Origin of the sequence: Bacillus fungorum, assembly GCF_002746455.1 — a bacterium.
In the GTDB taxonomy this organism is placed as follows: Bacteria; Bacillota; Bacilli; order Bacillales; family Bacillaceae_G; genus Bacillus_A; species Bacillus_A fungorum.
Genome location: NZ_NWUW01000043.1, coordinates 1 through 26031, shown reverse-complemented (window position 1 = coordinate 26031; position 26031 = coordinate 1). Strand labels below are relative to the sequence as shown.

Sequence of the window (26031 nt, the reverse complement as noted above, 5' to 3'; positions counted from 1 at the left end):
GGTAAAATGAGAATAGCTCATACTCGTCCTCCGTGTTAAGTAAGTGGTGTGGTAACTTCTACTTTACACGAAGCGAGGTGAGCTTTTTGTTTTTTTTAGGTGTCGCACTTAATAATACAATGTGTCAATAACTAAAATTATATAGACCAACAAGAAACCCGTACAACATTTAAATGTTTATTTACATACAATGCAAAAAACAGTTACCGTCCCATGCATAGTTTTGAAGATTTGTCCCCCCCTTCCTTTAAGAATATTTTAAACCTCGGATAGATTATCTTATATCAACATCTTATGTATGCAGAATTACATATCAAACTTAATTGAAAAACATTCTCACTGTAACTATAATGGTTTCAAGGAGTGGTATTTTCACTTCCTTTTCAAATCTCACAATATATTAAAGGAGGAACTAGCATTATGAAAAAAGTTATTTTAGCAGGTGCATTAGGAATTACAGTACTATCAGGTGTGAATTTACCAGGAGCAGAAGCACCAAAAGCAAGTGCGGCAACTACAAACTTAGACATTCAAGAAGTTACAAAATATTACTCTATGAATTCCTATGAAGTTTCTCAAAAAGAATCATTTAATCTTAATAAAGGGGAAGAACTTACGGTCTTTGTACAAAATTCCGGTTTCCCAATTTCTTATACAGTCTTTGATGCAGATGATCAAGTAATTGGCACATACAACGCTAATTCACCATACGGTCGCGTATTCAAAGCACAAAAAGACGGTAATATTTCTGTTCAATTTCAAGCAGGAGTACATTCTTCTTACATGAAGAAGATGAATTTCACAGCCAAATTTGCGGTGTCTAAATTTAACTAACAATAAAAAATTTCACTATCCTCTTTAAAAACAAATTAAAAAGGTATATCCCTTCACTGGGATATACCTTTAACTTTAGTGAATTTTATATTGTCCTGATAACTGTTCTTGCGCCATACGAACTAATCGTTTTTTGACACTCCCATGGCTAAAGCCACAAGCTGACTAACGTCAGTGGGATTCTTGCTACCAAAGGCGAAGTCTAATTTCTAGTATCGCTGACGTGCAAGATTGCGGTGTGCCATCACCACTCCGTATCCAGTGCATATAGCAGATACGGCACTCGTTCTATTACCAAACGAGTCAGATTGTGAGTTCTCAAATGTGTTTTAGCGTCTTGTGCTTGACGACTCAATACATTTTACGGAGTAGAAGAATTTGTTACTCCAACCTCATGTATTCTGTTTTCAGAGAACAAGATTGTTTTAGAGACTTTTACTTGTCTATTATGAAAATTATACCATTTCAAATACTTGATGCACAGAACATACCTTCGGTATTTTATCTGTACATCGCATTTGACCTCACTCTCATCCCCCCTAAAGGGGGTGCTATCGCACCGTAGTGGGCTTTCCCGTTCAGAAAATCTGTAAGGATAAGCACTCTGAACTGTACCCTATAAAATGGACAGTTCACATCATGAAGGGACTTTTTTATTTAATGAATGAGTTTTACAAAAGGTACACTTTTTGAAGTGTAACAAAGCTACTAAAGTTTATGTTTTAAAAAGTACGAAAAATATTTTTGGTACGCTTCAAAAGTTACGTATACCTTTTGGCTTTTTCTAATATTATATCATTTTCATCTACTATTAAATAATAGCCCGAAGCTCCATCAAAACTATAAATGACCAAGTCACTAATTCCCATAGGGCTGAGCAGTTAGTTCATTCTAACGACTTTTTTATTTTTTATCGTCACCTTTCCATAGTACCTCCATATGTTGCATAAAGGTATCTCCTTCTAATTTTTCGTTGATACCATTTTCAAGTACTAATGCACATCTTAAAAAGAGCGCTTTGCAAGCCACTGACCCTATAATGAAGTGAGATTTTAACTTATGAATAATTTATATAATCTTTGCTAATAATACAAATAAATTGGTAACAGCCAATCTGTATCCATAATGAGTCTCTGATTTTCTTGAATTCTCCCTGAGGTAAGGTAGCTATTTTATAGCTACCTTCTTGTATGAACTGCAAATATAAGCACATACTATTAACGGAATGCTTGAATCATTGTCATTGAAAATGTTTAGCACTTCCGCTCCTTAAGAGAACAGTCTACGCAACTGTTCTCTTTTTCATAAATGTAATAAGACAACCATTATTAACTCCTCAACGATCAATAGCATTGCAACATTCTCAACGTTTCCTCAACAATTTCTCAATATTTTTTATGGACAATAGCACACTTTCTCAACAGCTTTAATATCTTAATATTAGATACTGAAAGGAGATGTTGAAAAATGACTTGGTTCATTGTTTTAGGATTTATGCTTATTTTAAGTATAAGCGGTTTTTATGCACATAGTATTCATATCATTTTCAAAATAGGTTCAGATAAAAAAGTTGTGTCAAGTTGGGCTTTCGTTAATAGAATAAACTTCCAAACATTTAAAGAGTTAATAAAAAGATTAAATAAGAATAAACTAAAAACCCTTACAATAGGAGAACTTGTTATACCTTTAAGTTCATTTAATAGATTATTTGGCAAAACGTTAATTTTTCTATTACTATTCTTTTATTCTCAATACTTAAACTAAACGTAATATAAGATGGGTTACAATATAACAATTACAAAGTTGAGCAAAAAACAGACCGCTTTATATAGGCGGTCTGTTTAAAATCAAATCCAACTAAACTATATTGATAAAAGTAAACAACGGTTTCATCTGAAGATTATTTAGGGAAAATGAGTGTAATTTACTATTTTCTCCTTCCTTCTCATTATTTTCAAGGATTTTTTTAATCTATTTCTACTACATTCCTGCTAGATAATATGTCCACTAATCATTAACAATTTGTATAACTGCATAAAGACTCTACCAAATTACTAAAGGAATCTCCCTTCCACTATCGAATTATTTATAGAGGAAAGGAGAGGAATATATGGAAATTCTAGGATTAGACCCTCGCGCATTAGCGACTTTAGGTGCACTTGAATACACCAATCGTCGCAATAAATTAATCGAAGACTCAGAGAATAACATATACGAGTGTATAGAAATAAAAAAAATACTTCAATCACACCCTAAAGAGAAGCAGATTGAGGTTCTTGAGAACCAGGCTTATTTTGAAGCAGTGGCAAAGATGATTGAACAAAACAATTTAATTCTTTTAGAACAGATGAAAGCTCTACAGCTAATTCAGAAGTAACAAACTTATGGTTAATTAATTCTACATATGCTTCCATAAATAATGTGTCTTTATCTATACTACCAGCCTCTGTTTTTACAGGGGCTTTTGTTATGCTCTTGTTCATATTTTGAATTTGAATGGTTTCTTTCACATGTATGAATAGATCCTCTAATAAACCGAGGGTATACTCTAATTCTTGTTTTTCAATTTCTTCTGTAACGGCACTGATAAATTCCCACAATACTTTTGCTCCTAATAGTTCTGCTAAGCGTTTTTCACTCATCTCAAATGTTTTCATGTTCATATTCGACACTTCCTTTTCTATATTATTTACTGTGAATTAAATTATCTAGATTGTGATGTAACTGATATATATAGTAATTAAATTCTCATTCAACTTATTGTAAACTATAGTTTACAATAAGACCCAAAAATAGATTCCACGTTTGTTTCTAAAATCCCAGCTATTTTTATTGCTAACTTAACATTAGGTTGTTTTTTATTATTCTCTATTTCAGAAATATAAGTACGTGATAAACCTACAAGTTCTGCTAATGTTTCTTGTGACATTAGCTTTTCTTTCCTCAACTCAGCTACCTTATTCATTTCTCCAATCCCCTTCATTATTGTATTCATTTGATTACAAAACAATCGTAAACCATAGTTTACTTTATTGTCAACAATGTTTTACATATTTTTTCTCTATTTTAGTTTCTTTTTGTAAATTATTGTTTACAATTGTACTAGGAGGATTACACATGAAGAAAACTCTTGGTGAAATTATTAAAAATTATCGTTTAACAAATAAACTATCCTTGCGCGATTTTGCTCAAAAATGTGATGTTAGTCATACTTATATAGACAAACTTGAAAAAGGCGTAGATTCCAGAACTGGAAAACCTGTAGAACCAACACTATTAGTAATAGAAAAGATATCAAACGCCATGAATATAAGTACTAAATCCTTATTAGAAGAGATAGGATTCATTGCAAATGATAGTGCCGAAGTACCTGATACAGAATTAGAGAAATGGTTTAAAGCTATTAAAAGTGCCTCTCCCCAAAAGCGAGAGGAATTAAAGAAGTTTTGGGAGTTTATAACACAGAAGAAAGATTAATATATCAAAAAGACCTCCACCTTGACAGGGTGGAGGTCGCTGGTTCGAGGCCAGTCGGGATCATATGAAAAACCCCTTGATAGTCAAGGGGTTTTCTTTATGTAGCGAATCAATGTACTTTTTTAAAGAGTAAATTTTTTGTCTACTGGTCAAGATTTGGTCAATAACAGTTTCTTTTGGTCAATCATTAAAGATTTTGTCCCACTACCATTAATCCTAAGATTAATTTCTATCTAAAATTTCGGACCAGGATATCCCCCAATATAAGCATGGATTACCTTTATTTGATTATAGGACTTTCTGCCTCTTTATTTTTTCCAATACCATTCCAAAAAGCAAAAAGTATATTCTATTCTCTTCTTCTACCAGAGAATAAATATTGACATTATTAATAATGTCAATATTTAAAATTTAATTAACACTATACTTTTTAAAATTCTCTGCTTGTTCAAAGATTTCTTTAAATATTTCGTCTTGAGGAACAGGAGGGTATCCGTTTTCGGCCAACGCCAAAATTATATCTACTTTTAACTCTGCCTTAATGTCATCACGATTCGACCAGTCTGTGTATTTGGCTTTGTCATCAACGATTTTTTTAATTTCCTGCGAGAGTTTTAAAAGTTTATCGTGTGCATATTCAAATTCATATTTCTCAGAAATTGCTTTCAAAATATCGTAAAACGCTTTTTCTTCGAAATCAATCCCTAAATCCTTAAAAGAGTTTCGCTCGCTTACAAGTTCGGCAAACAAATCTGCTAACTTGTCTGCAACATCATCCAGTACATCACTTTGCATTGCTTGAAAGTCTTTTCTTTCATTGTAAAGTTCGATTAACTTCTTTAATCTCTTTGAAAAATCTACTCCTTGTACTCTATTAGTCTTCTTGAACTCATCTATCGCCCTTGCCAATAACTTTTGTAAAAGCTTAATCTTGATATTAGGCAATTTAATCTTATCAATCTTTGCCATGTACTCATCACTGAATAAGTCCTCATTATTCTTTTGATTATTTTTATCCAGCTTAAATACCTCTTCAACACCTTCACTTACCAATGCTTCTTGTATCATCTGTCTTACTTTTTCATTCATCTGAGCTGTATCAGGTGCTTCTCCTACAGTTAATTTATGAATGATGGATTTAATAGCAAAATAAAAATGGATATAGTCTCTCTCCGTTTGACTTATATCTTCACTAGAGCAACACAAATTATAAGCAGAACGAAGTTTCTTTACAATCGCCATAAACCGCTTTTCTAATTCATCGGTTTGTTGTGCAAATTCTGCTGCTTGGTTTAAGCATTGTAATTGTTGTAAGGGGCTTCCTTTAAAATAAGCAGTACTATCAAACTTGTGGAAGATTCTTGCCAGCAAGTCCAATTGGTCTTTTACAATGATGACCGCCTTATCAACACCATCAAAATTGTCGTTTCCTACTGCACCATATTTCTTCAATGCTACATTCATATTACTCTTAATACCGAAATAATCAATCACCAAGCCTCTTTCTTTCCCTTGATACACACGATTTACCCTTGATATAGTTTGAATTAACGAATGTTGTTGAATAGGTTTATCAATATAAATGGTATCCAAGAAAGGTACATCAAAACCAGTTAGCCACATATCAACAACTATTGCAATCTTAAAGTTTGATTTTTCGTTTTTATATTGTCTGTCCAATTCTTTACGATATTCTTTTGTACCTAATAAATCATACAACTCTTTTGGATCATCCTGGTTTCGAGTCATTACCATCTTGATCTTTTCAATAGGCTTTATTTCCTGCTTTTCTTTTTCCGAAAGGTTTACCCCTTCATCACACTCTCTAACCTCTGCCCAGTGTGGGCGTAAGGCAATAATTTGTTTGTATAATTCGTAAGCAATCTGACGGTTGGCAGCTACAAACATTACCTTGCCTTTTACGGTTGCACCTTCTTCAATTCGTTTCTCATAATGTTCTACAAAATCACTTGCTACTAATTTCAAGCGCTTAGGATTTCCTAGAATAACATCCATTTGAGTGACCGCTCTTTTACTTTCTTCTATCTGGTGTTCGTTTGCGCCGTCTGCTTCACATTTCTTATAATACTCTTCAATTTCTTTTAATTTTGCTTCATTTAAATTAACTTTAGCAGCTCTGCCTTCATACACAATCCTTACTGTAATCTCATCATAGACTGCTTCTGTCATTGTGTAAGAATCTACTATTTCTCCAAAAACGTCCATCGTGGCATCAATTGGAGTACCTGTAAAGCCTACATAAGTGGCATTTGGTAAAGAATTATGTAAATGCTTAGCGAATCCGTATTTCTTTTCCACACCATCTTTTGTAATTTTTATTTTTTGATCAAGGTTAATTTGAGAGCGATGTGCTTCATCTGAAATACAAATTACATTCGTTCTTTCAGTAAGCAGATCGGTGTCCTCGTTAAACTTGTGAATGGTAGTTAAGAATACCCCACCGCTCTTTCTATTTTGCAAATAAGTTTTTAATTCCGCACGGCTTTCTACACTTATTATTTGATCATCACCAATAAAACCTTTAGCATTTGTAAATTGCGCCGAAAGTTGGGCATCTAAATCTGTTCTGTCTGTTATTAGAACAATAGTTGGGCTTTGTAAGTGTACACTTCGCATTAAAAGCCTTGTCAGATAAAGCATCGTAAAGCTCTTACCGCAACCTGTGGCTCCAAAATAAGTACCACCTTTACCAGTTCCATCTGGTTTCATATTCTGTTTAATACTTCCCAACAATTTGTTGGCAGCGTAGTATTGCGGATAACGGGGAACAATCTTTTCTTCTTTAGCACTTGTATCTGGAAAATATACAAAGTGGCGAACTACATCAAGTAAACGGTTTTGGTTAAACAAACCTTTTACCATTGTAAAGAGTGAGTCAATTCCATCTTTTTCTAAAGTTTCGTTACCCTCTATTTTACGCCACGAATAAAAGAAATTATAAGGAGCAAATAGAGAACCCACTTTGTTATTTACGCCATCACTAATGACACAAAAAGCATTATATTTAAAAAGTTCAGGAATATCTCTGCGATAGCGAACAGTCAGCTGTGTAAAGGCATCTTTAATTGTAGTATTTTCTTTAATAGCACTCTTAAATTCTAGTACAACCAAAGGCAAACCGTTCACATACACGATACCATCAGGAATACGTTTTTCATATTCCTGTATTTCTAGCTGGTTGACTATTTTGAATAGATTGTTCTCTAAAATTTCAAAATCGATCAATTGAATAAATAAGTCTTTCTTGCTACGGTCTTCTCGTTTAAAAACAAAGCCATCTGAAATCATTTTAATAATTGTTTTGTTACTATCATACAAGGCAGAGGAGGGCAAAGCCTCCATCTGCCGTATGATACTTTCTATTTCATTCTCTGTAATCCCGACATTAGAATATCTAGCACGTAAAAATACTCTCATATCGTTACGGAGAAGCACATCAGTCATTTCTCTATGAATGTGTGCACCATTTTGATGCTGATACTGTTCAGCTTCAAATAACTCTATAATAGCTTGCTCTAAGGATGGTTCTGTAAATTTCATTGGCTAATCCTCCACCTTTGTGAGTTTAGATAATAAAATACGTTTCAACTCAGTTAATCTTCTATTTTGATTAAAGACTAGTTCTTTATGATGTTCTATAGGAGTAACCACTTTAGAAAATAAACTTTGAATATTAATCGCTGGAATCGTTATAAGTAACTTCGAAAAAGAACTATGAGTTAAATCAAGTTGTGCAGAACCCGATGCAAGTTCAATCATCGCACAACGAGTACTTTCTTTTTTCAAGAACCAGAACAAGTAATCTTTATTAAGTAACGAAGGATTCGGAGTTATCTTAAAACAATTATTATGAATAACTCCTTTTTTATTTCTAAAAACTAAACCAACTTGCCCAGTTCGTGTAATTATTATCTCATCTTCTTTTACAAGATTTTTTTCAGGGACTGATATGTCAATAAAAATTTCCTGTGTATTATTAATTAAATCTTTAATCCTTAATAACGGAATTCCTTTATCTTTTATCAAATGATTAGTTTTTCCATTTAACACTAGTCCTTGACTTAAACTCACATAACCACCTATAACTTTATTGCTCCACCCTTTCGGAATTTCCATTCCAGTTTCTTCCTCAATCTTCATCTCACCGCCATTTGTTTTATAAGGGTTGCCGTTTTCATCAGGGAAATCAAAATCAACAAACCATTGCTTGTGAATAGCCTGTGCAGTTTCTTCTAATTTTTGAATGAGTCGGTTATTCAGATTTATTCTATCTACCAACACATTGTACTCTTTTAAAATTTCCTTTTGCTTAGCAATAGATGGGACAGGCAGTTGCATATTACAAAAATCTTCCCATTCAATGCTTCCTCGAACACCACCAATGGCATGAAAACATGCTTCCCTATCAAATTCTGTTCTACGAAACCACATCATTAAATATTCGGGCAAGATATACTCCATGTCTACAACTTCAAAAACAGGATATGCCGCCGAAATAATAGCTTCATCATTATCTGTATATAGAGCAATAGGCATCTTCTTATCCCGTCTTACCTGCATTGTACTACATGCAAACTGATTTTTTCTAATAACTTTATAGTTCTTCATATTTGTTCCAACAATATTTGCAACAGATGGAATAAATTCCTTCGAAATACTAAGCCCTAACAACTGCTTCACACTGCCATCAATATTCCGTTCATCAACTAATCGTATGCAATCACCAATCCTCTTATAATTTAATTTCATAACCTAGCTCCTTAAAAACAGTTAGTAAATCTTTTTTAGAATTTTCTTCGGCTTTTAGCAAGTCGATAAATTCAGCTTGTAGTGCACTCATTTTTTCATCAAAATCAATATTTTCATCACGATTTATAAACTCAATGTATTTACTTGGTACTAATGAAAAGTCTTTTTTAGCAACTTCTTCAAGCGTTGCACTGTAACAAAACTCTTCAATATTTTGGTAGTTTTCTTCATAATCACTTTGTTGCCAGTTGTGATAGGTACTGCAAATTTTTGTAATGTCATCTTCTGAAAACTGAATAAACTTTTTTTCAAATGGAATACCCATTTCTCTTAAATCCATAAACAGAATTTCGTTTATACGGTTTCGATATTTTTTTATCCTTCCATTTTGCTCTATAGTACGGGCTTTTTTATTTTTGTTGAGTATCCAAAGAGTAACACTTATATTAGTTGTATAAAACATATTTTGTGGCAATACCAATATGGCTTCTACTAAGTTATTTTCAATTAACTTTCTGCGTATTTTATATTCATCACCGCCGCCGCTTAATGCACCATTCGCTAATAAAAATCCAGCCACACCATTCTCAGACAACTTTGAAACAATATTTAAAATCCAAGCATAATTCGCATTTCCTGTAGGCGGCACATCATAACCTGCCCAACGAGGATCATCTGTCAATTCATTATCTGCTCTCCATTGCTTTTGATTAAATGGAGGATTTGCCATTATAAAATCCGCTTTTAAATCCTTGTGCTGGTCTTTAAAAAAAGTATTCTCAGCCGTATCACCAAGGTTGGCAGAAATACCTCTTATAGCAAGATTCATCTTAGCCAGTTTGTAAGTAGTGGTAGTGTATTCCTGTCCGTAAATAGAAATGTCTTTTGTATTCCCATGGTGTGCTTCAATAAACTTTATAGACTGAACAAACATACCACCCGATCCACAAGCAGGATCATAGATTTTACCTTTGTACGGCTCAATCATTTCTGTAATAAGATTTACGATGCTTTTTGGGGTATAGAATTCTCCCTTGCCTTTTCCTTCTGCCAATGCAAACTTGCTAAGAAAATATTCATAAACACGCCCAACAAGGTCCTGCTGTTTGTCTTTTAGGGTGTCAATATTATTGATTGTATCAATTAAGGAGGCTAGTTTACTTACATCAAGCCCCAATCGAGAATAATAATTATCAGGTAAAGCACCTTTGAGAGAGGGATTATTTTTTTCTACAGTAAAAAGCGCAGTATCAATTTTTAGGGCAATATCTTCTTGCTTGGCATTCTCTACTAAAAAACTCCAACGAGAAATTTCAGGCAAGTAAAACACATTTTTCATGGTGTAGAATTCTACCATATCTAAGTACTTTTCTTTACCCTCGGAGATCAGCGTTTCTTTGCGTTCTTCAAATTTATCACTGGCGAATTTTAAAAATATAAGTCCCAATACGACGTGTTTGTATTCTGATGCTTCAACCGATCCACGTAGCTTATTAGCAGAATCCCAAAGGGTTTCTTCAATACTAATTTGTTTTGTTTGTTTCTTTTTAGCCATTTTATTCTCTCCTCTATAACCTGCGTATATCGTAATTTTCAATCTAAAAAAGTTAATATTGTATATATTATACCAAAAAAATTACAGTTAAATGGACAGTTATTAAAAACAAGAGGCTAGCGTTATATTAAAACAGCTTTTGTTTTAATATAACACTAGCGCTATATAAATTTAATCTAAATTGATTTCTATACGATACTTATCATCCTCACCAAACAACATTTCACCAAATTTAATTGCTGTATCTTTCTGCATACTCGGCAAAAGATGACTATATGTGTCCAATGTAATCCTAACATCAGCATGTCCCAACCGCTCCGATACAATTTTAGGATTTACCCCCTGTAGCAGCAACAATGTCGCATGAGTATGCCTCATATCGTGAAATCGAATTTTAGGGATATCCGCTTTTTTAATGATAGATTTAAAGACTCTGCGAATATTACTTTTATGAGTAGGTGTACCAAATTCTGTACATACTACTAAATCTAAATTCTTATAAGAACAATTTTTTTCTCTTTCTCCCCTTATAAATAGCCAATGCTTTTTTAAAGCTGTAGCCGTTTCTTCTGGTAAATCAATTGTTCGTGAACCTGATTTTGTTTTTGTATAAGGCAACAAGTCTTTCCCATCACTACTAAGCGTTTGAGTAATACGCACACACCCATTTTCAAAATCCACATATTTCCAACGAAGTCCCAATATTTCTCCTTGTCTCATTCCTGTTGTTAAAGCTAGTAGAAATGCTATATAGTATCTTCCACTCTTTTTAGCATACTTCAAGAACTGCCTTACCTCTTCTACATTCCATACTGTTATCTCTTTCTTTACTGCTTTTGGCCGATCTACAAGAGCAGCAGGATTACGAGCTATTAGTCCCCATCTTTCAGCTTTTTTCAATGAATCGTTGATTAACGTATGTACTTTTTGAATATTTTCATCCGATAAAACCTTTTCTTTCGTTAGCTTGTTATATAACCCTTGTATAATCATCGGACTAAGTTTTGTTAATTCCACATCCCCTATTGCTGGAATAATGTGTTTCTCAACAATCCATCTATACGTATTTAAAGTTTGCTTCTTAACCTTTGTCATTTTATCTTCTAAAAATCGCTCTAACAAATACTCTTTATAGAGAATTTTATTTGGCTGTATATATGTTCCCAATGTTAGTGATTGTTCTAACTCTAACATTGCTTTGTGCGCTTCTTGCTTTGTTTTAAATCCTCTCTTTTTAAATTGTCTTGGTTTGCCGTCTTCTTTTTTTCCATGTGTTAAAATAAAATACCATTTCTTTGTATTTTGATCTTTCTTTACTGTTCTGCCTGCCATTTCATACCCCTCCTGTTTTACAACAAATTAAAAACAGCGACTATGGGCCGCTGTTTATTAACGCAAAGATATTAATTCTGTTGCTTGTATGCTTCTATCTGAATTTGCACTTTAGCAAGGACATAATTCTGAATACATATCTTTGGTATCCTGTATGATTTTCCGACCTTGAAGGATTTAATTTGTCCAGATTGTAGTAATTCATAGGCCTTATTTCGGCCTATATCTAACATTTCCATCAGGTCCTCAATAGTGACCACATCATCAAAACGTTGAAACATATGTCCTCCCCCTCCTCTTTAATGTTAAAATACAATAATATATAGATTTTCATTTACTATTACTTTATTGTTTATAGTTAATTATTTTTTATTATATTGTACCCTTCTTCTTTATTTTGCTTTATATTTTACACAACAAAATAAATGAAAATGTGAACAATAATAACTAAAAACTCCATATTTCGAATAGATATTGTTACCTGAACCATATTGAATGTGTTTGGTGTATTCAGGGTTTAAAGAATCAATTTCCATCTCAGTATCTCCCTTTTCCACATCACAAGTATGTCTAGCGGCTCCCTTATCTTCGTTACCTGGACAGGCTAAGAATAGATTATCATATACCAATACTCTATGTTTTCTAGGCTTGTAAAGCTAGTTCATTCATCATTAAACGTCCCTGTGCAGTTGTTATATCAAAGTGTTCTAAACAACTTTCAAATTTAAGGTTACAACTGTTTAATTCTTAAACTATCTTTTGAAAATCTAAACGATTCCTAGCTAATCCATTAGTTTTCCATACCCATACTTCATCAAACTGCTTTTCTTCTGCATCTTTCAGGAGTTGCTGGAGAAATAACCTTTTCTTTATTCCCCCCTACTCCACGATCAACATAGTAAGATGTAACTTGCTTGACATCTTACTCAAAATTTTTTAAACAGTATCCATTTGTGCATCAATAGAGTATCCTATTTCACCGTTGATGCCCTTGCATAAATAACTGCTCTAATCAATTTCTTCACCAACCTTTAATTATGGTATATCCATAAGAACCTTGCACATTAAAGCAATCAGTATCTCGTATGAGTTGTAATGTTCTAACTAGTTTTCCTTATTATCCCCTTAGAAGGGCATAAACCATTTATCTTTATATCCCTCTTAAATTAATAATATATAAATATATATTCCTTAAATACTAAGCTTCTTTATATATTATTCTTATGTTTTTACTAAGAATTATAAATATTTCACTCTATTTACTCTACCTATTAGATACTTCCCCTTAACTTTAAGCCGATATATCCATTTAGATTTTCACCGTTCATTCGAAATCTTCCATGATTAATCCCCTTAATTTGTTTCAGGCTCTTGTGAAACATTTTATCTTCAACAGGAATAATCCCTTTGTCATAGCAATACTCCCTATAGGCTTCCTCCAAATAAACAGTGTGAACTTTATCTCTTGGATCTTTTATACACTGCTCGTCAATAAAGGTCTGTACACTGTTATTTACTCGTAAGTAATCACTATATATTTCTTCGACTTCCTCACAGCTAGTAAAAACATAATTATTTTTAATTAATCTTTTTAGACCATCTACAGCCCACTTTACTATATATGACTTTTCTTCAATCAACTTATTTACTAGATCTATATCTTGTTTACTTTTTTCTGTGGGAAAATTAAATGGAACTATAATCAACCTGTCTGAAAAAGCTCTTGTTTTATCTATACCTACTATTTTAGGTAAGTCATTTCCAGCAAATAAAAGAGCAGCTTCATTGGTAAAACTAAAGGGACTTATATTTTTTTCCTCAGCAAGTATTGTGTCATTACCAGACACCGCCTTAATAATGTCAGTTCTTTTAAGATTGATTTCGCCTGTTTCGCCACAACAATTTAACTTCTTTTTATATAATTTTCCTAATCTAAATTTCTCATTTAAGTCATGTAAACTTAGATTAGTAGAAAATTGTTTTCCTACTAATTCCTCAAGGAGATTTATTATTACTGATTTACCGCTATCCTTCGGACCTACAAAATAGAGAATTATTTTTAAGTCCCTAATATCTGAAAGTATATAGCCAAATATCTCCTGAAGCCGATCATATAAATACGGATTATTTCCAGTTATTTTCCTCATAAACTTTTCAAAGTTTTTTCCTCTAGGAGTAAAACTCTCTGGATACTCTGCATTAACAAAATTGGTAAAGCAATAATCTAACGATTTTTCGTATATTACTCCATCTCTTGCATCCACTACACAGTTTATAAAATTTATAAAAGTCTTCTTATTGTTTAAAACCTCTTCCTCTACCGTTAACTCTTCAAAAGACTGGAGCCAATTTACAATTTCCCTAATTCTTCTACTTGTTATTGACGGCTTATACTTTAGTGGTGTAATTTTTCTAATAACTAATTCCGCCAGCTGAGGTGTAACACCCTGATAATAACCAAGTTCCTTATCTCCATAGTATAGGTTACCTTCCATAAGCAAGAAGTTATTCTCATCTGATAATAGCCGAGCAATGTTGTAATCTGAAATGTTTTCATTTTTACCTTTATGAACTTGGGCGCGTACATCCTTATCTGAAAATTCTTCTAGAATTTCTTTGTTAATCAATTTACCTTTGTTAACACTTTCTTCAGCCTCAGCCTGTTTTTTTTCTTGATATTTAACTATTCTGACACAACTATCCTTATTATTTTCTTTCTGAATAGCAATAAAATTTCCTCTAAGACCATCTATACTTTCCCCTATGGAATAGTTTTTATCATTATTTATATATCCAGAAATCCCACCCTCCAATGAATGCTCTAACAGTGGAATATTACTAAACTTAGATTTCTTACCCAATTATATTCCCCCTATAAAAATCTATTTATTTATTTTGAAGTACGGAGAGATAAATTCACGAGTAATACCTCTTAGTAGTCGTTTGACTGGTTCATTATTTGCTGTGATAACCTCCCTTATATTTTCGTCTCTTTCACTATCAAAACTACAAAATGTAAGACAGGACATCTGCATATCTTCCCAAAAAATCAGTATTAAATCATCGGTTGATAATTGGGGTTTCGTTGTAATTTTTTCAAAATCCTCATCATTTTTATTTATTTGATAAAACACCTTGTAGTTATTATCTTTTCTACAGTCAACAGCGATCACAACCTCATCGGTAAAAACAAAATCCTCCAAACTAGAGTATTTAATGGGTTTGTTATCAAAGAATCCAATTATTGAGATGCCTTTCTGTTCTTTTTTCATAATTACTGCTGAAAATGGATTTATTTGTGCTTGAGTAATACCTAATAAATTAGAGCCTGTCTCATTTATTTTTAAAGCAAAGTATTTGTCTGATTTTGTTTGGCATTCATTTAATAACTCATGTATTTTCTTTAAGTTCTTCATATGTTAATTTTTGTACTATTTGCAGTTTCTTAAAAAGCCTCTTAAGCCAATTCATTACAATTCCCCCTGTTATATACTGCTTCGATAAGAGTAACTAACCACACATAAATCTGTCAATTTATACAATCCAAAAAAGGACCCAATTATTTGAGTCCTTTATCAATGTAGATTTAGAATAAAATTTAATTAAAAATGTAAATTAAACACATGTCTTGCACCAAATAAGGAAGTTTGATTATTCTCTATCATGAAGATAAAACATTATTAACCCAAATTTCATCCTACACTAAATCTCTACAATCCCACAGGTCCTTCCAAAAGTTTATACTGTTCTGATTTTACATCAATAGTTTCTTTTGTATAAGATTGAAAGGTTATATGTGAGAATTCTGATTCTCTTAAATCTAATTTTGAAGCAATTAATTTTGAAAAATCTTGATGGTGTGTACTAATAAATATTTGTTTCTGTTCTTCTGCAACAAGGTAGCTGATAACATCTATGAATGAATAAATATTGATATCATCCAAGTTTTGGAACGGATCATCAATACCTAAGATTTTCAAATCGCTCCAGTTTTGAGATAAGTTTAATGCCAAGAAGATACTCATTGCAAGAACCGTGGATTGGGCAGCGCTAAAAGTCAAACTTGCATTAACATTATCTTTTAAAACCTGTTCATCCGCTTCGGAAAAATCTATCTCTTCCTCTGAAAGTAATATAAATAACTCATTTTTATTAACTAAAAGTCTAATAAATTTATAATAAGCATGGGGTGAGATTTGCCTATAAAAACTACTAATTCTCCCTGCAAGTTCATCTAAATACTGGTTTAATAACTTATTCTGGACTTGCCGATGTTTCCCCATAAAAGTATCCAATTGTTCGTATACTGCACTATGTTTCTGAATCGCTCCCTTTACAACTTGCAATTCTCTGTTATATTCACTTATTTTTTGTCCTAAAATTAGTAATTCAGTTTCATTTAAGTACGATGCGATCGCTACAATCAGTTCATCCACTTTATTCTTAATTATTTCTAATGATTTTAAGTTTTCTTCCACAATCTCACTAATAACTTTTCCATCCACAGTTATAAAATCCATTTTCAACATGTCCTTTAATTTAGATGCCAGGGCTATCAAAAGATCATGTCTTCGATTTTCTTCTACAATTTGAAGTTCAAGCAATTTTATTGCTTTTTCTAATTCATTAGTGTTTAACTCTGCAGCCGAAATATATTCATTCAATCTATCTTGTCTACGCTGTATTTTTAAAGAATCCTTGAAGTAGTCTTTATATTTGATATATCTATCTATTATTGTATTTATTTCATCTTCTAAGAACTTTTTTTCTTTATATAGGCTTTGCTCTTTATTTTGTTGTACTTGATGTTCCTTAGAAGAATTGTATTTTAACCTGTAATGTTCTGTAAATGATTTCAACTTGTTTATTTTTTCAATTAATAAACCTTTTTCCAAATTAACAATTTCAGGATTTACAAGAACTATATTCTTATTTATTTTTTCTTTTAAACTATTAATTTTTCCACTTAATTCTTTAAATTCCAGTTCATTTTTTTCAATTTCTTTATCACATTCTTCAATTTTAATAACAATTTTACTTTTTTCTAATTCAACCCTTCGAATTTTCTTCTCGATTTCACTTAAAATACTATGAGAAATGCTTAATTGATCTCGAATTGCACTTTTTAAGTTTTCCTCATTAAAGTAGTTCATACCACAAACGATACAAGACTTATCGTTTGAATCTAACATATATTCTTGTATTTGATTAACCATTCTACTGATGTATGATTCAGTTCTTTCTGTTTGTTCATTAGCAAAACCCTTAATTACATTATCTAATTCTTCAATTTTTTGCTTATCTATGTCTCTTTTCACTATACTATTTTCAATATACTTACTAACAGTGTGACGTTTTATCTCAAATTCATTTAACTTTTCTTCATCATTTATTATATTTAGCCTTTTTTCACACTGTTCTAATAAACTAATATTACCTTTATATGTTACTTCAAATTCTTCTAAATCATTTAAATCTATTTGAGGATAATAATTACCTAAATTACTTAGTATATTATTTTTAGTGGTGCTAATTTCTCTTAGTTCTAATTTTATATTATTTATTCTATCTCTATGCAAATCTAATTGTTTTTTTCTGTTAACAACTTGAGATAAATCTCTTTGTTGCTCTTTAGCTTTATTTAAACTAATACTTCTATTATTTCTTTTATTTTTTAATAATGAGATCCTTTTTCCCATCTCATCATTGAATACTTCTATTAACTTGACACTAGAATTTTTAAGTTCATTTTTTTCAACCGTTCGCTTTATTTCTTCTAAGCCATTAATCAAGTCTAAAAGTTCTTTTTTATAAGTTTTTATTACATTGTGCTCTTCTTCCGAGATTGTCTTAAAAACAGTATTAAAACTATTCAAGTTTAACTTTCCATTATTTAACCATAAATTTAAATCCCTTAATATATCCTCCTTATTGACTTTTCCCATTCTAGTGTTATGTAGAATTTTTTGGTTATACTCAGCATCCAAAATATCTTTCTCATGTTTCAATTTTTCCTCATTATTTTTCAGTTGATTATATCTTTCATCAACCTGCCTTTTAATTTCAACTAAATAGTCTCTAAAGTCGTTACCATAACGAGTTAAACCCAAAATTTTCTCCAACTTCAAATATCTTTCTATTGGCTTATTGCCTCTTACAAACTCCTCTAAATTTTCTTGGGATAATATTGTAGTGGCAGATAAAAAAGAGGGTAAGTCTGTTAAATTATTCCCAATATCTTGTTCTGTAAAAATTTCTCCTCGTTTTTTATTTGCGATGAGATTCGTGATTATTTGTTGCCCCTCTTTTACTCCGTATAGAACCCCATTAATATATAGTTTTACTGCACTATTATTCTTTAATCGCCGTTTAATCTTAATAATCTCTCCGTTATTTTTGAACTCTATCTCTACACTGGCATCGTAATTTCCAGATTGATACTCATAATTATTAACAATATAATTAAATTGTTTATATTCACTCGAACCTACATACCGTGTTATCTTCCCCGATAATACCCAGTTTATAGCATCAAATATTGTACTTTTCCCATGGCCATTAGGACCATCAATTACAATAACCTTACTATTTGAAAAGTCAAATTCATGAGTACCCCTAAAAATCCTGAAGTTTTTCAAAATTATTTTATTTATAAACATTTTTGTCACCTATCTCTAAAATATTTAAAACATCGTTATCCATAATTTTATTATTCTCAAGATATCCGTTAAAATAGTAATTCAAAATTTTTTCTATATTTACATTTAAATTATCCATTCCATTATTTTTTTTAAGTATTTCTTTATTTTCATTTAATTTAATCATAGACGTTTTAAATTTTTCATCAAAATTAAAGCTATCAACTTTTTCAATTTTGTCATTTAAAAACGGTATTTTTTCTAAATCCTTACTGTTTACCAACACATGCTTTTTGCAAACATAATCGTTTTTTTCCGCCCTATTTATCTCTAAACGAACTCCTAAACTATCCACCTTAAAATTTAGTGCAATTAAAAAATATAAGTTATTTTTATAAATAGACTCTAAGTATGTGTACACCTCACCAATAATTGGTTGATCACACTTTAACCACTCTAAAAAGGCACTTTCTGTTCTATATTCTTTCAGCATTAATATTCTCTTACCATCAGACCAACTTTGTATATTAGCCTCTTCTAATTCGTTAGCTAACATTTCAAATTCATATACATTGAAATTTTTTTCTTTTAACTTTCTTATTACTTCCTCAATTCTCAATGGTTTCTCCTCACTTTTTCTTTCCAATTTCTTTTACAAAATCATTCCACTCATCTAATAGCTCTTCATTTTGAAAACTATAAAGTTCAATTCCTTCTTGTTTAAAATCCTCAAAATAACCCTCGAATTCTTCTGTATCAACAAAATATATATTATCTGGTATATCAATAATTTTTGGTTGTACTTGGTCCACATTATTTGTCTTGAATTTTGCCGCTATTCGAGATGCCCGAGTTTTACTTTTTTTACTCCCTATAACTAAACAGTATAAATCCAAAGTTATTTTTTTTGATACCTCACAGTCATTAATAGAAGTTACTACCCTATTCTGTGCCTCAATAAGACTGGATTTATTTCTAGCATGATAAAGCGTAAACAACACACTGTCTATGATGTCTGATTCTCCTGAATGAAATATCATTCTTGCTTCCTCATAATCGGATGTTTTTCGCGAATAAAATATAAGAAAATAAACAATATGCCTTATAGAATTTTTCAGAAACACTTCATTTTCAGCTTGATCCAAATCCCATATCGTAAGGCTATTGCTTGTATTAAATAACCTATTTAAAAACAAAATACAGTATGTAGATTTTATTTTTAATTTTTCTAGTATACTATTACTAACCCAATTTAAATTTTCAATAAGCTCATCTTTTAAATATGTATTCGCAAAGTCTTCATTGAATTCCATTTTCAAACTAAGTATTGCTCTATTAAATAAGTCAAATGCAGTATCATAGTAGGAAGATTCACTAAGCAATTCTTTAGCTTCCACTGTCCATAACTCAATTAACTGTTTTATTTCATCCCTATGTATAATTAAATCTTCTTTCTTTAGTCTTTCTTCATTATCATCATTTCCTTTTTTAATTACATAAGCAAATAACTTCTCAAATATATAATCAGCTACGGAAGCTCTCCTTAAATCTTTTATTCCAATAGTTTCAGATATCATCTCTAAAATATTATCGCGCATTTCGATAGAAGAACCAAATTTATTAACATAGAGTTTCTGTAAATAAAAATCTAAACTTTTTAGTGCAATATCTGAAAAAGCGACCTCAATTCCTTTATCAATCTTTACTGGTATCAAAATTCCTTTCTTGAATTTATCTTCATCACTAATTTTTTCAGTAATATTGAAATTTGTATTAAGAGTATAAATTTCGAGGCCTTGAAGACTAGATGAGGCCGTATTTGTAACTATCTCAAATTGAACCTCAAAAGAATCTTTATTATTTCCCCAGTTGATATTATCACTTAAAAAATAATCATAGTTTAATATATTCTTTTCTACCCAGCTATTAAATCTTTCTTTATTAGAATTTGGATCCTTTAATATCTTCCTTTTTATAAAATCTCCCGGTTGATGTCTATTACTAGAGCTTTCTTTCACAGTTTTCACCTGTATAAAGCGGATTTTATTCTCTCCTACTAAAGCTACATCATCGAAATATTCCAATATTACGGAGTCCCACCAATTATTGTGTTTACTATACAACATGGAAACAATATAATACATAGCTACATAATACTGATAAACAAACCCCCGCATTGCTGTTAGGCCTCCTAGATCCCTAAACTTACCTAACATTAGCATGCTTACAATTTCCTCTTTTTGTTTTTCTATAGTATCTTTATCCTCTTCTTCTAAGGATCCATCTGCATATTTCTCTAACTTTTCCAGTAGAGAACCTTTTATTTTTTCTTCTACAACAATACCCATAATTAACCTCCATAAGATTCATATCTTACATTATAAACCATTTTTATATATTCAATATACTAATTTTATATATTCAAACTTGGAGTTAGCATAGTCATATGGACACAACTTAATTGACTTTCACACGTAGCATATTTTTAACAAATACGCGTGCCTGTTTCATTATTTTTTATGTTTTAATCCAGTACTTCTATAAAATTATACTTTTATGTATTTCTCATTAATCCAATTTGATATAAAGGCGTGTATGTTCAATACCTCTTCGGTTTATATCTTTATCATATTCCTCCTTTAAAGTCTTTCTCTTCCTAAGCGTTCCTTCTTTATAATAATCTTTTTCTATAAGTACTTTCCCAAATATATTCAACTAAGAATTCATAACCCTTTACCTTTTCCATATATATATACCAACTCTAACTGATGTTACTCCAATAAACCCTCTATACTTTAAGGCTTATTTAAACTTCACATTAATAGCATTAAGCAGGTATAATCACAACATCTTAGAACAAACCTTTCTTTAAACTCATAGGAAACTAGTTAAAAACTGGTCAACATTCTGGTCAAGAAATTTCATTTTTCTGCGTTACAGGATTTGCATAAGAAAATGTAGAATACCCTGTAAACCCTTGATACAACTAGCTTTTCGTTCGATATTCCCGAAACGTAAAACATACGTTTCTTATCTTGACAGGGTGGCGGTCACTGGTTCGAGGCCAGTCGCGATCATACTGAAACCCCTTGATATTCAAGGGGTTTTCTTATGTATAACAGTTCAACTAAAAGGATGAAACAGCAATTTTGGGGCAGAATATTTTATTTCTATCTTTATAGCTCTGACTATGAATCTTTACATAATTTATACGTTCCCACTTAAAAATTAATATAATTAGGAATTCGTCTCTATTAAATTAATTGACTCTTCTACTCTCCTTCATATCATATAGTAGGTAGATTATTAACCATAAATCGCACTGCATTTATTTTCCAAATCATCCAATGAAAGGTTATTGAGATTCTTCTCCTCATACTTTACTACTCCAATGAAGAATATATTTTTTAACATTACTGCCTTTAATGAAAATAATTCATCCATATAAAATTTTAATCTCTCATGTTCTCGCTTCTCTTTAGGAGAACTATCACTTTTCCCATCTAAAAATATAATTAAACTTTTTTTAGTATCATCTTCACTATTAATTACATATTCAATGAATTGTGTTAATTCTCCTATATGAACCTTTCTATCACCCGTCGAAGAATGTTCTAATATCACCGTGTTATCACTATCTTTTAGAATTAAATCTGGGTTATAAAATTCTCCTATACGAGTATTCTCTTGAACTTCCATTCCTTTTATTCTAAAATTCTCTTTGAAAGCTACATCTCTCCCCTTATCTTTATCCTCTTCTTCTTTATTCTCTTCCAATTGATTTCCCAAAACAAAATTTTTCTTCATATTATCCACCCTCCTTATAGAATTACATACAAATAACACTATTAATTAATATATATTGTGTTCCTTTGTTTTGTAAAATCTAATGGAGTACTACAAAAAAAGTGTGCAGTACTATAACGAAATACTGCATACAATCCCCTGTCTTATATGGTTTAAAAGTAACTCATTCGTATTTGAGTTTGTTTTGCAAAAGAAGCGAATGGTAACGCTTTTTTTAGTAATAGTAATCCTTTAAAATATTCTACATTCTAACGGAGTACTTTTATAGAGTAATCCGTTCACTTTCCCATAATATCAAGTCTTTAAAATTGGTCAAAAGGCCGAAATTCTTTATATACATTGTGTGTCTTCCCTTTTATTCCATCTATGTACGAAATCTTTTAATCATCAAGGAGGTTTTAATTTGACCGAGACCATTACTCTCAATCTTATATCGAATTTTATATATAGTATCTTATAACTATCTTTCGACATTTTTTTAAAATTAATAAAAGCGAATCAGGTGGTACAGAATCACCTTATAAATATAATACTACTGTACTACTAATAAAATTACCTCATCCAATACGTACAACCTCTACAAGTGGATTGCATCCGCTTATACTATTCTTAGGAGCACTTTTGATAATATGTCTATTTATCCTACATCAAAATGATTTCTTTCAAATAGGATGTTTAGTAGCCATTACTAGAATTTCACTTTCTATGTTAATTATTATCGGGATAACAATTACTATTGGTTTCTCCTCATTAAAGATTACCGATAAATGTATCCTGCTTTTTCTCCTTGTATTTTGGGCACTTTTTTTCGCTTCTAATTATGCTTTGGTAGATCCTATCATAAATAACTTTAATATTGTTAATATTGAACAATCTATTATAAAAAATGGTACAAACAACTTGATTCAAAGAGTTACAACACTTTTTGAATCAAATCCTGTCGAAATGATGATTATTATTTCGACAGGATTTGGTATTGGAGGGGGGCATTTTTAATAGATATATGGTGATACGGCAAGACCCTTAGAATTGTAATTTGCTTGACGTCTCTACATAATTCTATTAATGTTATATAACGAAAAAAAGATATAAAGTAAAGGAGGGATTTGATGAAGAAACATTTGTCATATTTATTAATTATTATGCTTGTGTTTGGGTTACTACTTGATGTTTTTTCTACTACAGCATATGCAAGTGAAGTAGATAATAATGTTTGGAAGGTGAAAGATACGCTTTTCGAAGGAAAAGCCGGTGCTGGGGTAGCTGAGGTAAATGGGAAATTTTACGTTATTGGTGGTAATGTCGGTTCAGCCATATCTAACACCGTGCAAGAATATGATCCTAAAACAAATAAATGGTCCAATAAAGCAAATATGCCAACAGCACGAACTGATTTAAGTGTAGCTGTAGTGAATCATAAAATATATGCTATTGGTGGTTACTACGGAAATGTATTTACATATGCAGGATGGGGCAACTTCTTTAATACAGTAGAAGTGTACGATCCCGAGACAGATTCTTGGTCAACTGCAACATCTATGCCTGTTGCTCTCTCGGGAGGATCGGCAGTAACGTTTAACAATAAAATTTATGTAGTCGGTGGTTTAGATTCTCAAATGCACCCACTAAGTACAGTTCAAGAGTTTGATCCGGCGACTCATACATGGTCTATGAAAAAGGATATGCCTTATGCATTGCATGGGGTTGGAGTAACTGTGCTGAATGATAAAATTTACGCTGTAGGTGGAGGTTACCATTCAAATAGATACAACTATCTACAAGAGTTTGATCCGAATACAAATACCTGGACTAATAAAGCAGGTATGACGACTGCACGCAATGCTGCAAGCGTATCTGTGTTAAATGGGAAGATATACGTTATAGGTGGATCAGGTGTGGGAGGCAGATTAGTAAAAACTGTTGAAACATATAATCCATCTACGGGTACATGGTCGCAAATAGCAGATTTGAATACGGAAAGATGGGGAAATAATTCCGTTACACTAAACAATAAAATTTATGTAATTGGTGGAGGTGCTTCTCAATCTGGAGAGCCTGTTAACAGTATAGAAGTTTACTCTGCTCTCCCGAATGTTCCAACCAATCTTTCAGGGATATCTGGTGACAGAAAAAATACCCTGAACTGGAAAGCTGTTAATAGTGAGACAACCTATAATATAAAACGTTCTACTAATAAAGGCGGACCATACATAACTATTGCAACAAATGTTACAGGGACTTCTTATACAGATTTAGATGTAGAGAATGGTTCAACTTACTTCTATACTGTCTCGGCTCAAAATACAGCTGGCGAAAGTGAAAACTCAAATGAAATTAGCTTGACGCTTTTCCAGGGAAGAGCCGGTGCTGGGGTAGCTGAGGTAAATGGGAAATTTTACGTTATTGGTGGCAATGTCGGTTCAACCATATCTAACACCGTGCAAGAATATGATCCTAAAACAAATAAATGGTCTAATAAAGCAAATATGCCAACAGCACGAACTGATTTAAGTGTAGCTGTAGTGAATCATAAAATATATGCTATTGGTGGTTACTACGGAAATGTATTTACATATGCAGGATGGGGCAACTTCTTTAATACAGTAGAAGTGTACGATCCCGAGACAGATTCTTGGTCAACTGCAACATCTATGCCTGTTGCTCTCTCGGGAGGATCGGCAGTAACGTTTAACAATAAAATTTATGTAGTCGGTGGTTTAGATTCTCAAATGCACCCACTAAGTACAGTTCAAGAGTTTGATCCGGCGACTCATACATGGTCTATGAAAAAGGATATGCCTTATGCATTGCATGGGGTTGGAGTAACTGTGCTGAATGATAAAATTTACGCTGTAGGTGGAGGTTACCATTCAAATAGATACAACTATCTACAAGAGTTTGATCCGAATACAAATACCTGGACTAATAAAGCAGGTATGACGACTGCACGCAATGCTGCAAGCGTATCTGTGTTAAATGGGAAGATATACGCTATAGGTGGATCAGGTGTGGGAGGCGGATTAGTAAAAACTGTCGAAACATATAATCCATCTACGGGTACATGGTCGCAAATAGCAGATTTGAATACAAAAAGATGGGGAAATAATTCCGTTACACTAAACAATAAAATTTATGTAATTGGTGGAGGTGCTTCTCAATCTGGAGAGCCTGTTAATAGTATCGAAGTTTACTCAGAAACATTTTCTCCAACTTGGAAATTCGTTAGTGATGGAGAAGCTATATCGGAAAGTTCTACTAACTAAGGAAAGCATATCTATATACTGAATAAGATATTTGATAAAGATTCAATTAAAAGATGGGCAACAAATAATAAAGTTTATGAAGCCACACTTGAAGTTGATTTTGGAAAATCATTTGTATTTAATTAGTAAATTTATTTAAAACATAAACAAACGCTATCCTTTCAGTAGAATTATAGTAAAGGATAGCGTTTTTGTTTTTTCTTCTCCGTACATTTATAAACCACAATATGGATAGGCTACACTGAACTAGACAAAAAAATTAAGGTCAAGTAGACTACAACTAATCTATTTGAGGAGAATCTACTATGACGAAAAATAAAAGAGAAAGAAGAACCTTTACAGCGGAATTTAAGCA

At 31.8% G+C, this 26031-nt stretch carries 18 protein-coding genes; 5 read left to right on the top strand and 13 right to left on the bottom strand.

Going from position 1 to position 26031, the window contains the following annotated elements:
• Positions 1 to 420: 420 nt before the first annotated feature.
• Both CO726_RS28450 and CO726_RS28445 read left to right on the top strand, forming a co-directional pair.
• Positions 421 to 834 carry a hypothetical protein gene (locus CO726_RS28450; protein ID WP_099686510.1) on the top strand — a complete coding sequence of 138 codons (414 nt, stop codon included), beginning with the start codon at positions 421 to 423 and terminating at the stop codon, positions 832 to 834.
• Between the two features lie 1467 nt (positions 835 to 2301).
• A complete protein-coding gene (locus CO726_RS28445) occupies positions 2302 to 2598 on the top strand; it encodes a hypothetical protein (RefSeq protein ID WP_099686509.1) in 297 nt (98 codons plus the stop codon).
• Positions 2599 to 3086: 488 nt separating this feature from the next.
• Here CO726_RS28445 and CO726_RS28435 read toward each other — a convergent pair whose 3' ends face one another.
• Both CO726_RS28435 and CO726_RS28430 read right to left on the bottom strand, forming a co-directional pair.
• A complete protein-coding gene (locus CO726_RS28435; protein ID WP_099686508.1) occupies positions 3087 to 3497 on the bottom strand; it encodes a hypothetical protein in 411 nt (136 codons plus the stop codon).
• 104 nt (positions 3498 to 3601) lie between these two features.
• The gene (locus CO726_RS28430) at positions 3602 to 3799 is read right to left on the bottom strand and encodes a helix-turn-helix transcriptional regulator (RefSeq protein ID WP_099686507.1); all 198 of its coding nucleotides are present in this window, start codon (positions 3797 to 3799) and stop codon (positions 3602 to 3604) included.
• Between the two features lie 152 nt (positions 3800 to 3951).
• On the opposite strand from CO726_RS28430, the gene CO726_RS28425 reads away from it, so the two are divergent.
• Positions 3952 to 4311, top strand: coding sequence for a helix-turn-helix domain-containing protein (locus CO726_RS28425; protein ID WP_099686506.1), 360 nt, complete (start codon positions 3952 to 3954; stop codon positions 4309 to 4311).
• A gap of 411 nt (positions 4312 to 4722) precedes the next feature.
• Here the strand turns inward: CO726_RS28425 and CO726_RS28420 are convergent, their stop codons facing one another.
• The 11 genes from CO726_RS28420 to CO726_RS28370 all read right to left on the bottom strand — a co-directional run bounded on the left by CO726_RS28420 (position 4723) and on the right by CO726_RS28370 (position 22413).
• Entirely contained in the window at positions 4723 to 7872 is a 3150-nt protein-coding gene (locus CO726_RS28420) for a type I restriction endonuclease subunit R (protein WP_099686505.1), read from the bottom strand.
• A gap of 3 nt (positions 7873 to 7875) precedes the next feature.
• Positions 7876 to 9081: a restriction endonuclease subunit S gene (locus CO726_RS28415; RefSeq protein WP_099686504.1), complete on the bottom strand. Its 1206-nt coding sequence runs from the start codon at positions 9079 to 9081 to the stop codon at positions 7876 to 7878.
• Entirely contained in the window at positions 9065 to 10636 is a 1572-nt protein-coding gene (locus CO726_RS28410) for a type I restriction-modification system subunit M (protein ID WP_099686503.1), read from the bottom strand. The genes CO726_RS28415 and CO726_RS28410 overlap by 17 nt, the downstream gene beginning before the upstream one ends.
• Positions 10637 to 10807: 171 nt before the next feature.
• Positions 10808 to 11968, bottom strand: a complete 1161-nt coding sequence (locus CO726_RS28405; protein ID WP_099686502.1) for a site-specific integrase — start codon at positions 11966 to 11968, stop codon at positions 10808 to 10810.
• Between the two features lie 71 nt (positions 11969 to 12039).
• Positions 12040 to 12249: a helix-turn-helix domain-containing protein gene (locus CO726_RS28400; RefSeq protein WP_099686501.1), complete on the bottom strand. Its 210-nt coding sequence runs from the start codon at positions 12247 to 12249 to the stop codon at positions 12040 to 12042.
• A gap of 990 nt (positions 12250 to 13239) precedes the next feature.
• The gene (locus tag CO726_RS28395; protein ID WP_099686500.1) at positions 13240 to 14829 is read right to left on the bottom strand and encodes a DNA primase family protein; all 1590 of its coding nucleotides are present in this window, start codon (positions 14827 to 14829) and stop codon (positions 13240 to 13242) included.
• Between the two features lie 21 nt (positions 14830 to 14850).
• A complete protein-coding gene (locus CO726_RS28390; protein ID WP_099686499.1) occupies positions 14851 to 15384 on the bottom strand; it encodes a hypothetical protein in 534 nt (177 codons plus the stop codon).
• A gap of 294 nt (positions 15385 to 15678) precedes the next feature.
• The gene (locus CO726_RS28385) at positions 15679 to 18627 is read right to left on the bottom strand and encodes an AAA family ATPase (protein ID WP_099686498.1); all 2949 of its coding nucleotides are present in this window, start codon (positions 18625 to 18627) and stop codon (positions 15679 to 15681) included.
• Positions 18614 to 19225, bottom strand: a complete 612-nt coding sequence (locus tag CO726_RS28380; protein ID WP_099686497.1) for an ABC-three component system middle component 1 — start codon at positions 19223 to 19225, stop codon at positions 18614 to 18616. The genes CO726_RS28385 and CO726_RS28380 overlap by 14 nt, the downstream gene beginning before the upstream one ends.
• Before the next feature lie 10 nt (positions 19226 to 19235).
• Positions 19236 to 20954 (bottom strand): dsDNA nuclease domain-containing protein, encoded by a 1719-nt coding sequence (locus CO726_RS28375; RefSeq protein WP_099686496.1) that lies wholly within the window; start codon positions 20952 to 20954, stop codon positions 19236 to 19238.
• 958 nt (positions 20955 to 21912) lie between these two features.
• Positions 21913 to 22413, bottom strand: a complete 501-nt coding sequence (locus CO726_RS28370) for a hypothetical protein (RefSeq protein WP_099686495.1) — start codon at positions 22411 to 22413, stop codon at positions 21913 to 21915.
• 705 nt (positions 22414 to 23118) lie between these two features.
• On the opposite strand from CO726_RS28370, the gene CO726_RS28365 reads away from it, so the two are divergent.
• Together CO726_RS28365 and CO726_RS28360 are read left to right on the top strand one after the other, a co-directional pair.
• The gene (locus tag CO726_RS28365; protein WP_136699894.1) at positions 23119 to 23409 is read left to right on the top strand and encodes a hypothetical protein; all 291 of its coding nucleotides are present in this window, start codon (positions 23119 to 23121) and stop codon (positions 23407 to 23409) included.
• Between the two features lie 113 nt (positions 23410 to 23522).
• Positions 23523 to 25676 (top strand): Kelch repeat-containing protein, encoded by a 2154-nt coding sequence (locus CO726_RS28360; RefSeq protein ID WP_099686493.1) that lies wholly within the window; start codon positions 23523 to 23525, stop codon positions 25674 to 25676.
• Positions 25677 to 26031 lie beyond the last annotated feature (355 nt).

Bases quoted from the DNA above. Each gene is read 5' to 3' on its own strand.
- CO726_RS28450 (WP_099686510.1), top strand. From the start codon at position 421: ATGAAAAAAGTTATTTTAGCAGGTGCATTAGGAATTACAGTACTATCA.
- CO726_RS28445 (WP_099686509.1), top strand. From the start codon at position 2,302: ATGACTTGGTTCATTGTTTTAGGATTTATGCTTATTTTAAGTATAAGC.
- CO726_RS28435 (WP_099686508.1), bottom strand. From the start codon at position 3,497: ATGAACATGAAAACATTTGAGATGAGTGAAAAACGCTTAGCAGAACTA.
- CO726_RS28430 (WP_099686507.1), bottom strand. From the start codon at position 3,799: ATGAATAAGGTAGCTGAGTTGAGGAAAGAAAAGCTAATGTCACAAGAA.
- CO726_RS28425 (WP_099686506.1), top strand. From the start codon at position 3,952: ATGAAGAAAACTCTTGGTGAAATTATTAAAAATTATCGTTTAACAAAT.
- CO726_RS28420 (WP_099686505.1), bottom strand. From the start codon at position 7,872: ATGAAATTTACAGAACCATCCTTAGAGCAAGCTATTATAGAGTTATTT.
- CO726_RS28415 (WP_099686504.1), bottom strand. From the start codon at position 9,081: ATGAAATTAAATTATAAGAGGATTGGTGATTGCATACGATTAGTTGAT.
- CO726_RS28410 (WP_099686503.1), bottom strand. From the start codon at position 10,636: ATGGCTAAAAAGAAACAAACAAAACAAATTAGTATTGAAGAAACCCTT.
- CO726_RS28405 (WP_099686502.1), bottom strand. From the start codon at position 11,968: ATGGCAGGCAGAACAGTAAAGAAAGATCAAAATACAAAGAAATGGTAT.
- CO726_RS28400 (WP_099686501.1), bottom strand. From the start codon at position 12,249: ATGTTTCAACGTTTTGATGATGTGGTCACTATTGAGGACCTGATGGAA.
- CO726_RS28390 (WP_099686499.1), bottom strand. From the start codon at position 15,384: ATGAAGAACTTAAAGAAAATACATGAGTTATTAAATGAATGCCAAACA.
- CO726_RS28385 (WP_099686498.1), bottom strand. From the start codon at position 18,627: ATGTTTATAAATAAAATAATTTTGAAAAACTTCAGGATTTTTAGGGGT.
- CO726_RS28375 (WP_099686496.1), bottom strand. From the start codon at position 20,954: ATGGGTATTGTTGTAGAAGAAAAAATAAAAGGTTCTCTACTGGAAAAG.
- CO726_RS28370 (WP_099686495.1), bottom strand. From the start codon at position 22,413: ATGAAGAAAAATTTTGTTTTGGGAAATCAATTGGAAGAGAATAAAGAA.
- CO726_RS28365 (WP_136699894.1), top strand. From the start codon at position 23,119: ATGTTAATTATTATCGGGATAACAATTACTATTGGTTTCTCCTCATTA.
- CO726_RS28360 (WP_099686493.1), top strand. From the start codon at position 23,523: ATGAAGAAACATTTGTCATATTTATTAATTATTATGCTTGTGTTTGGG.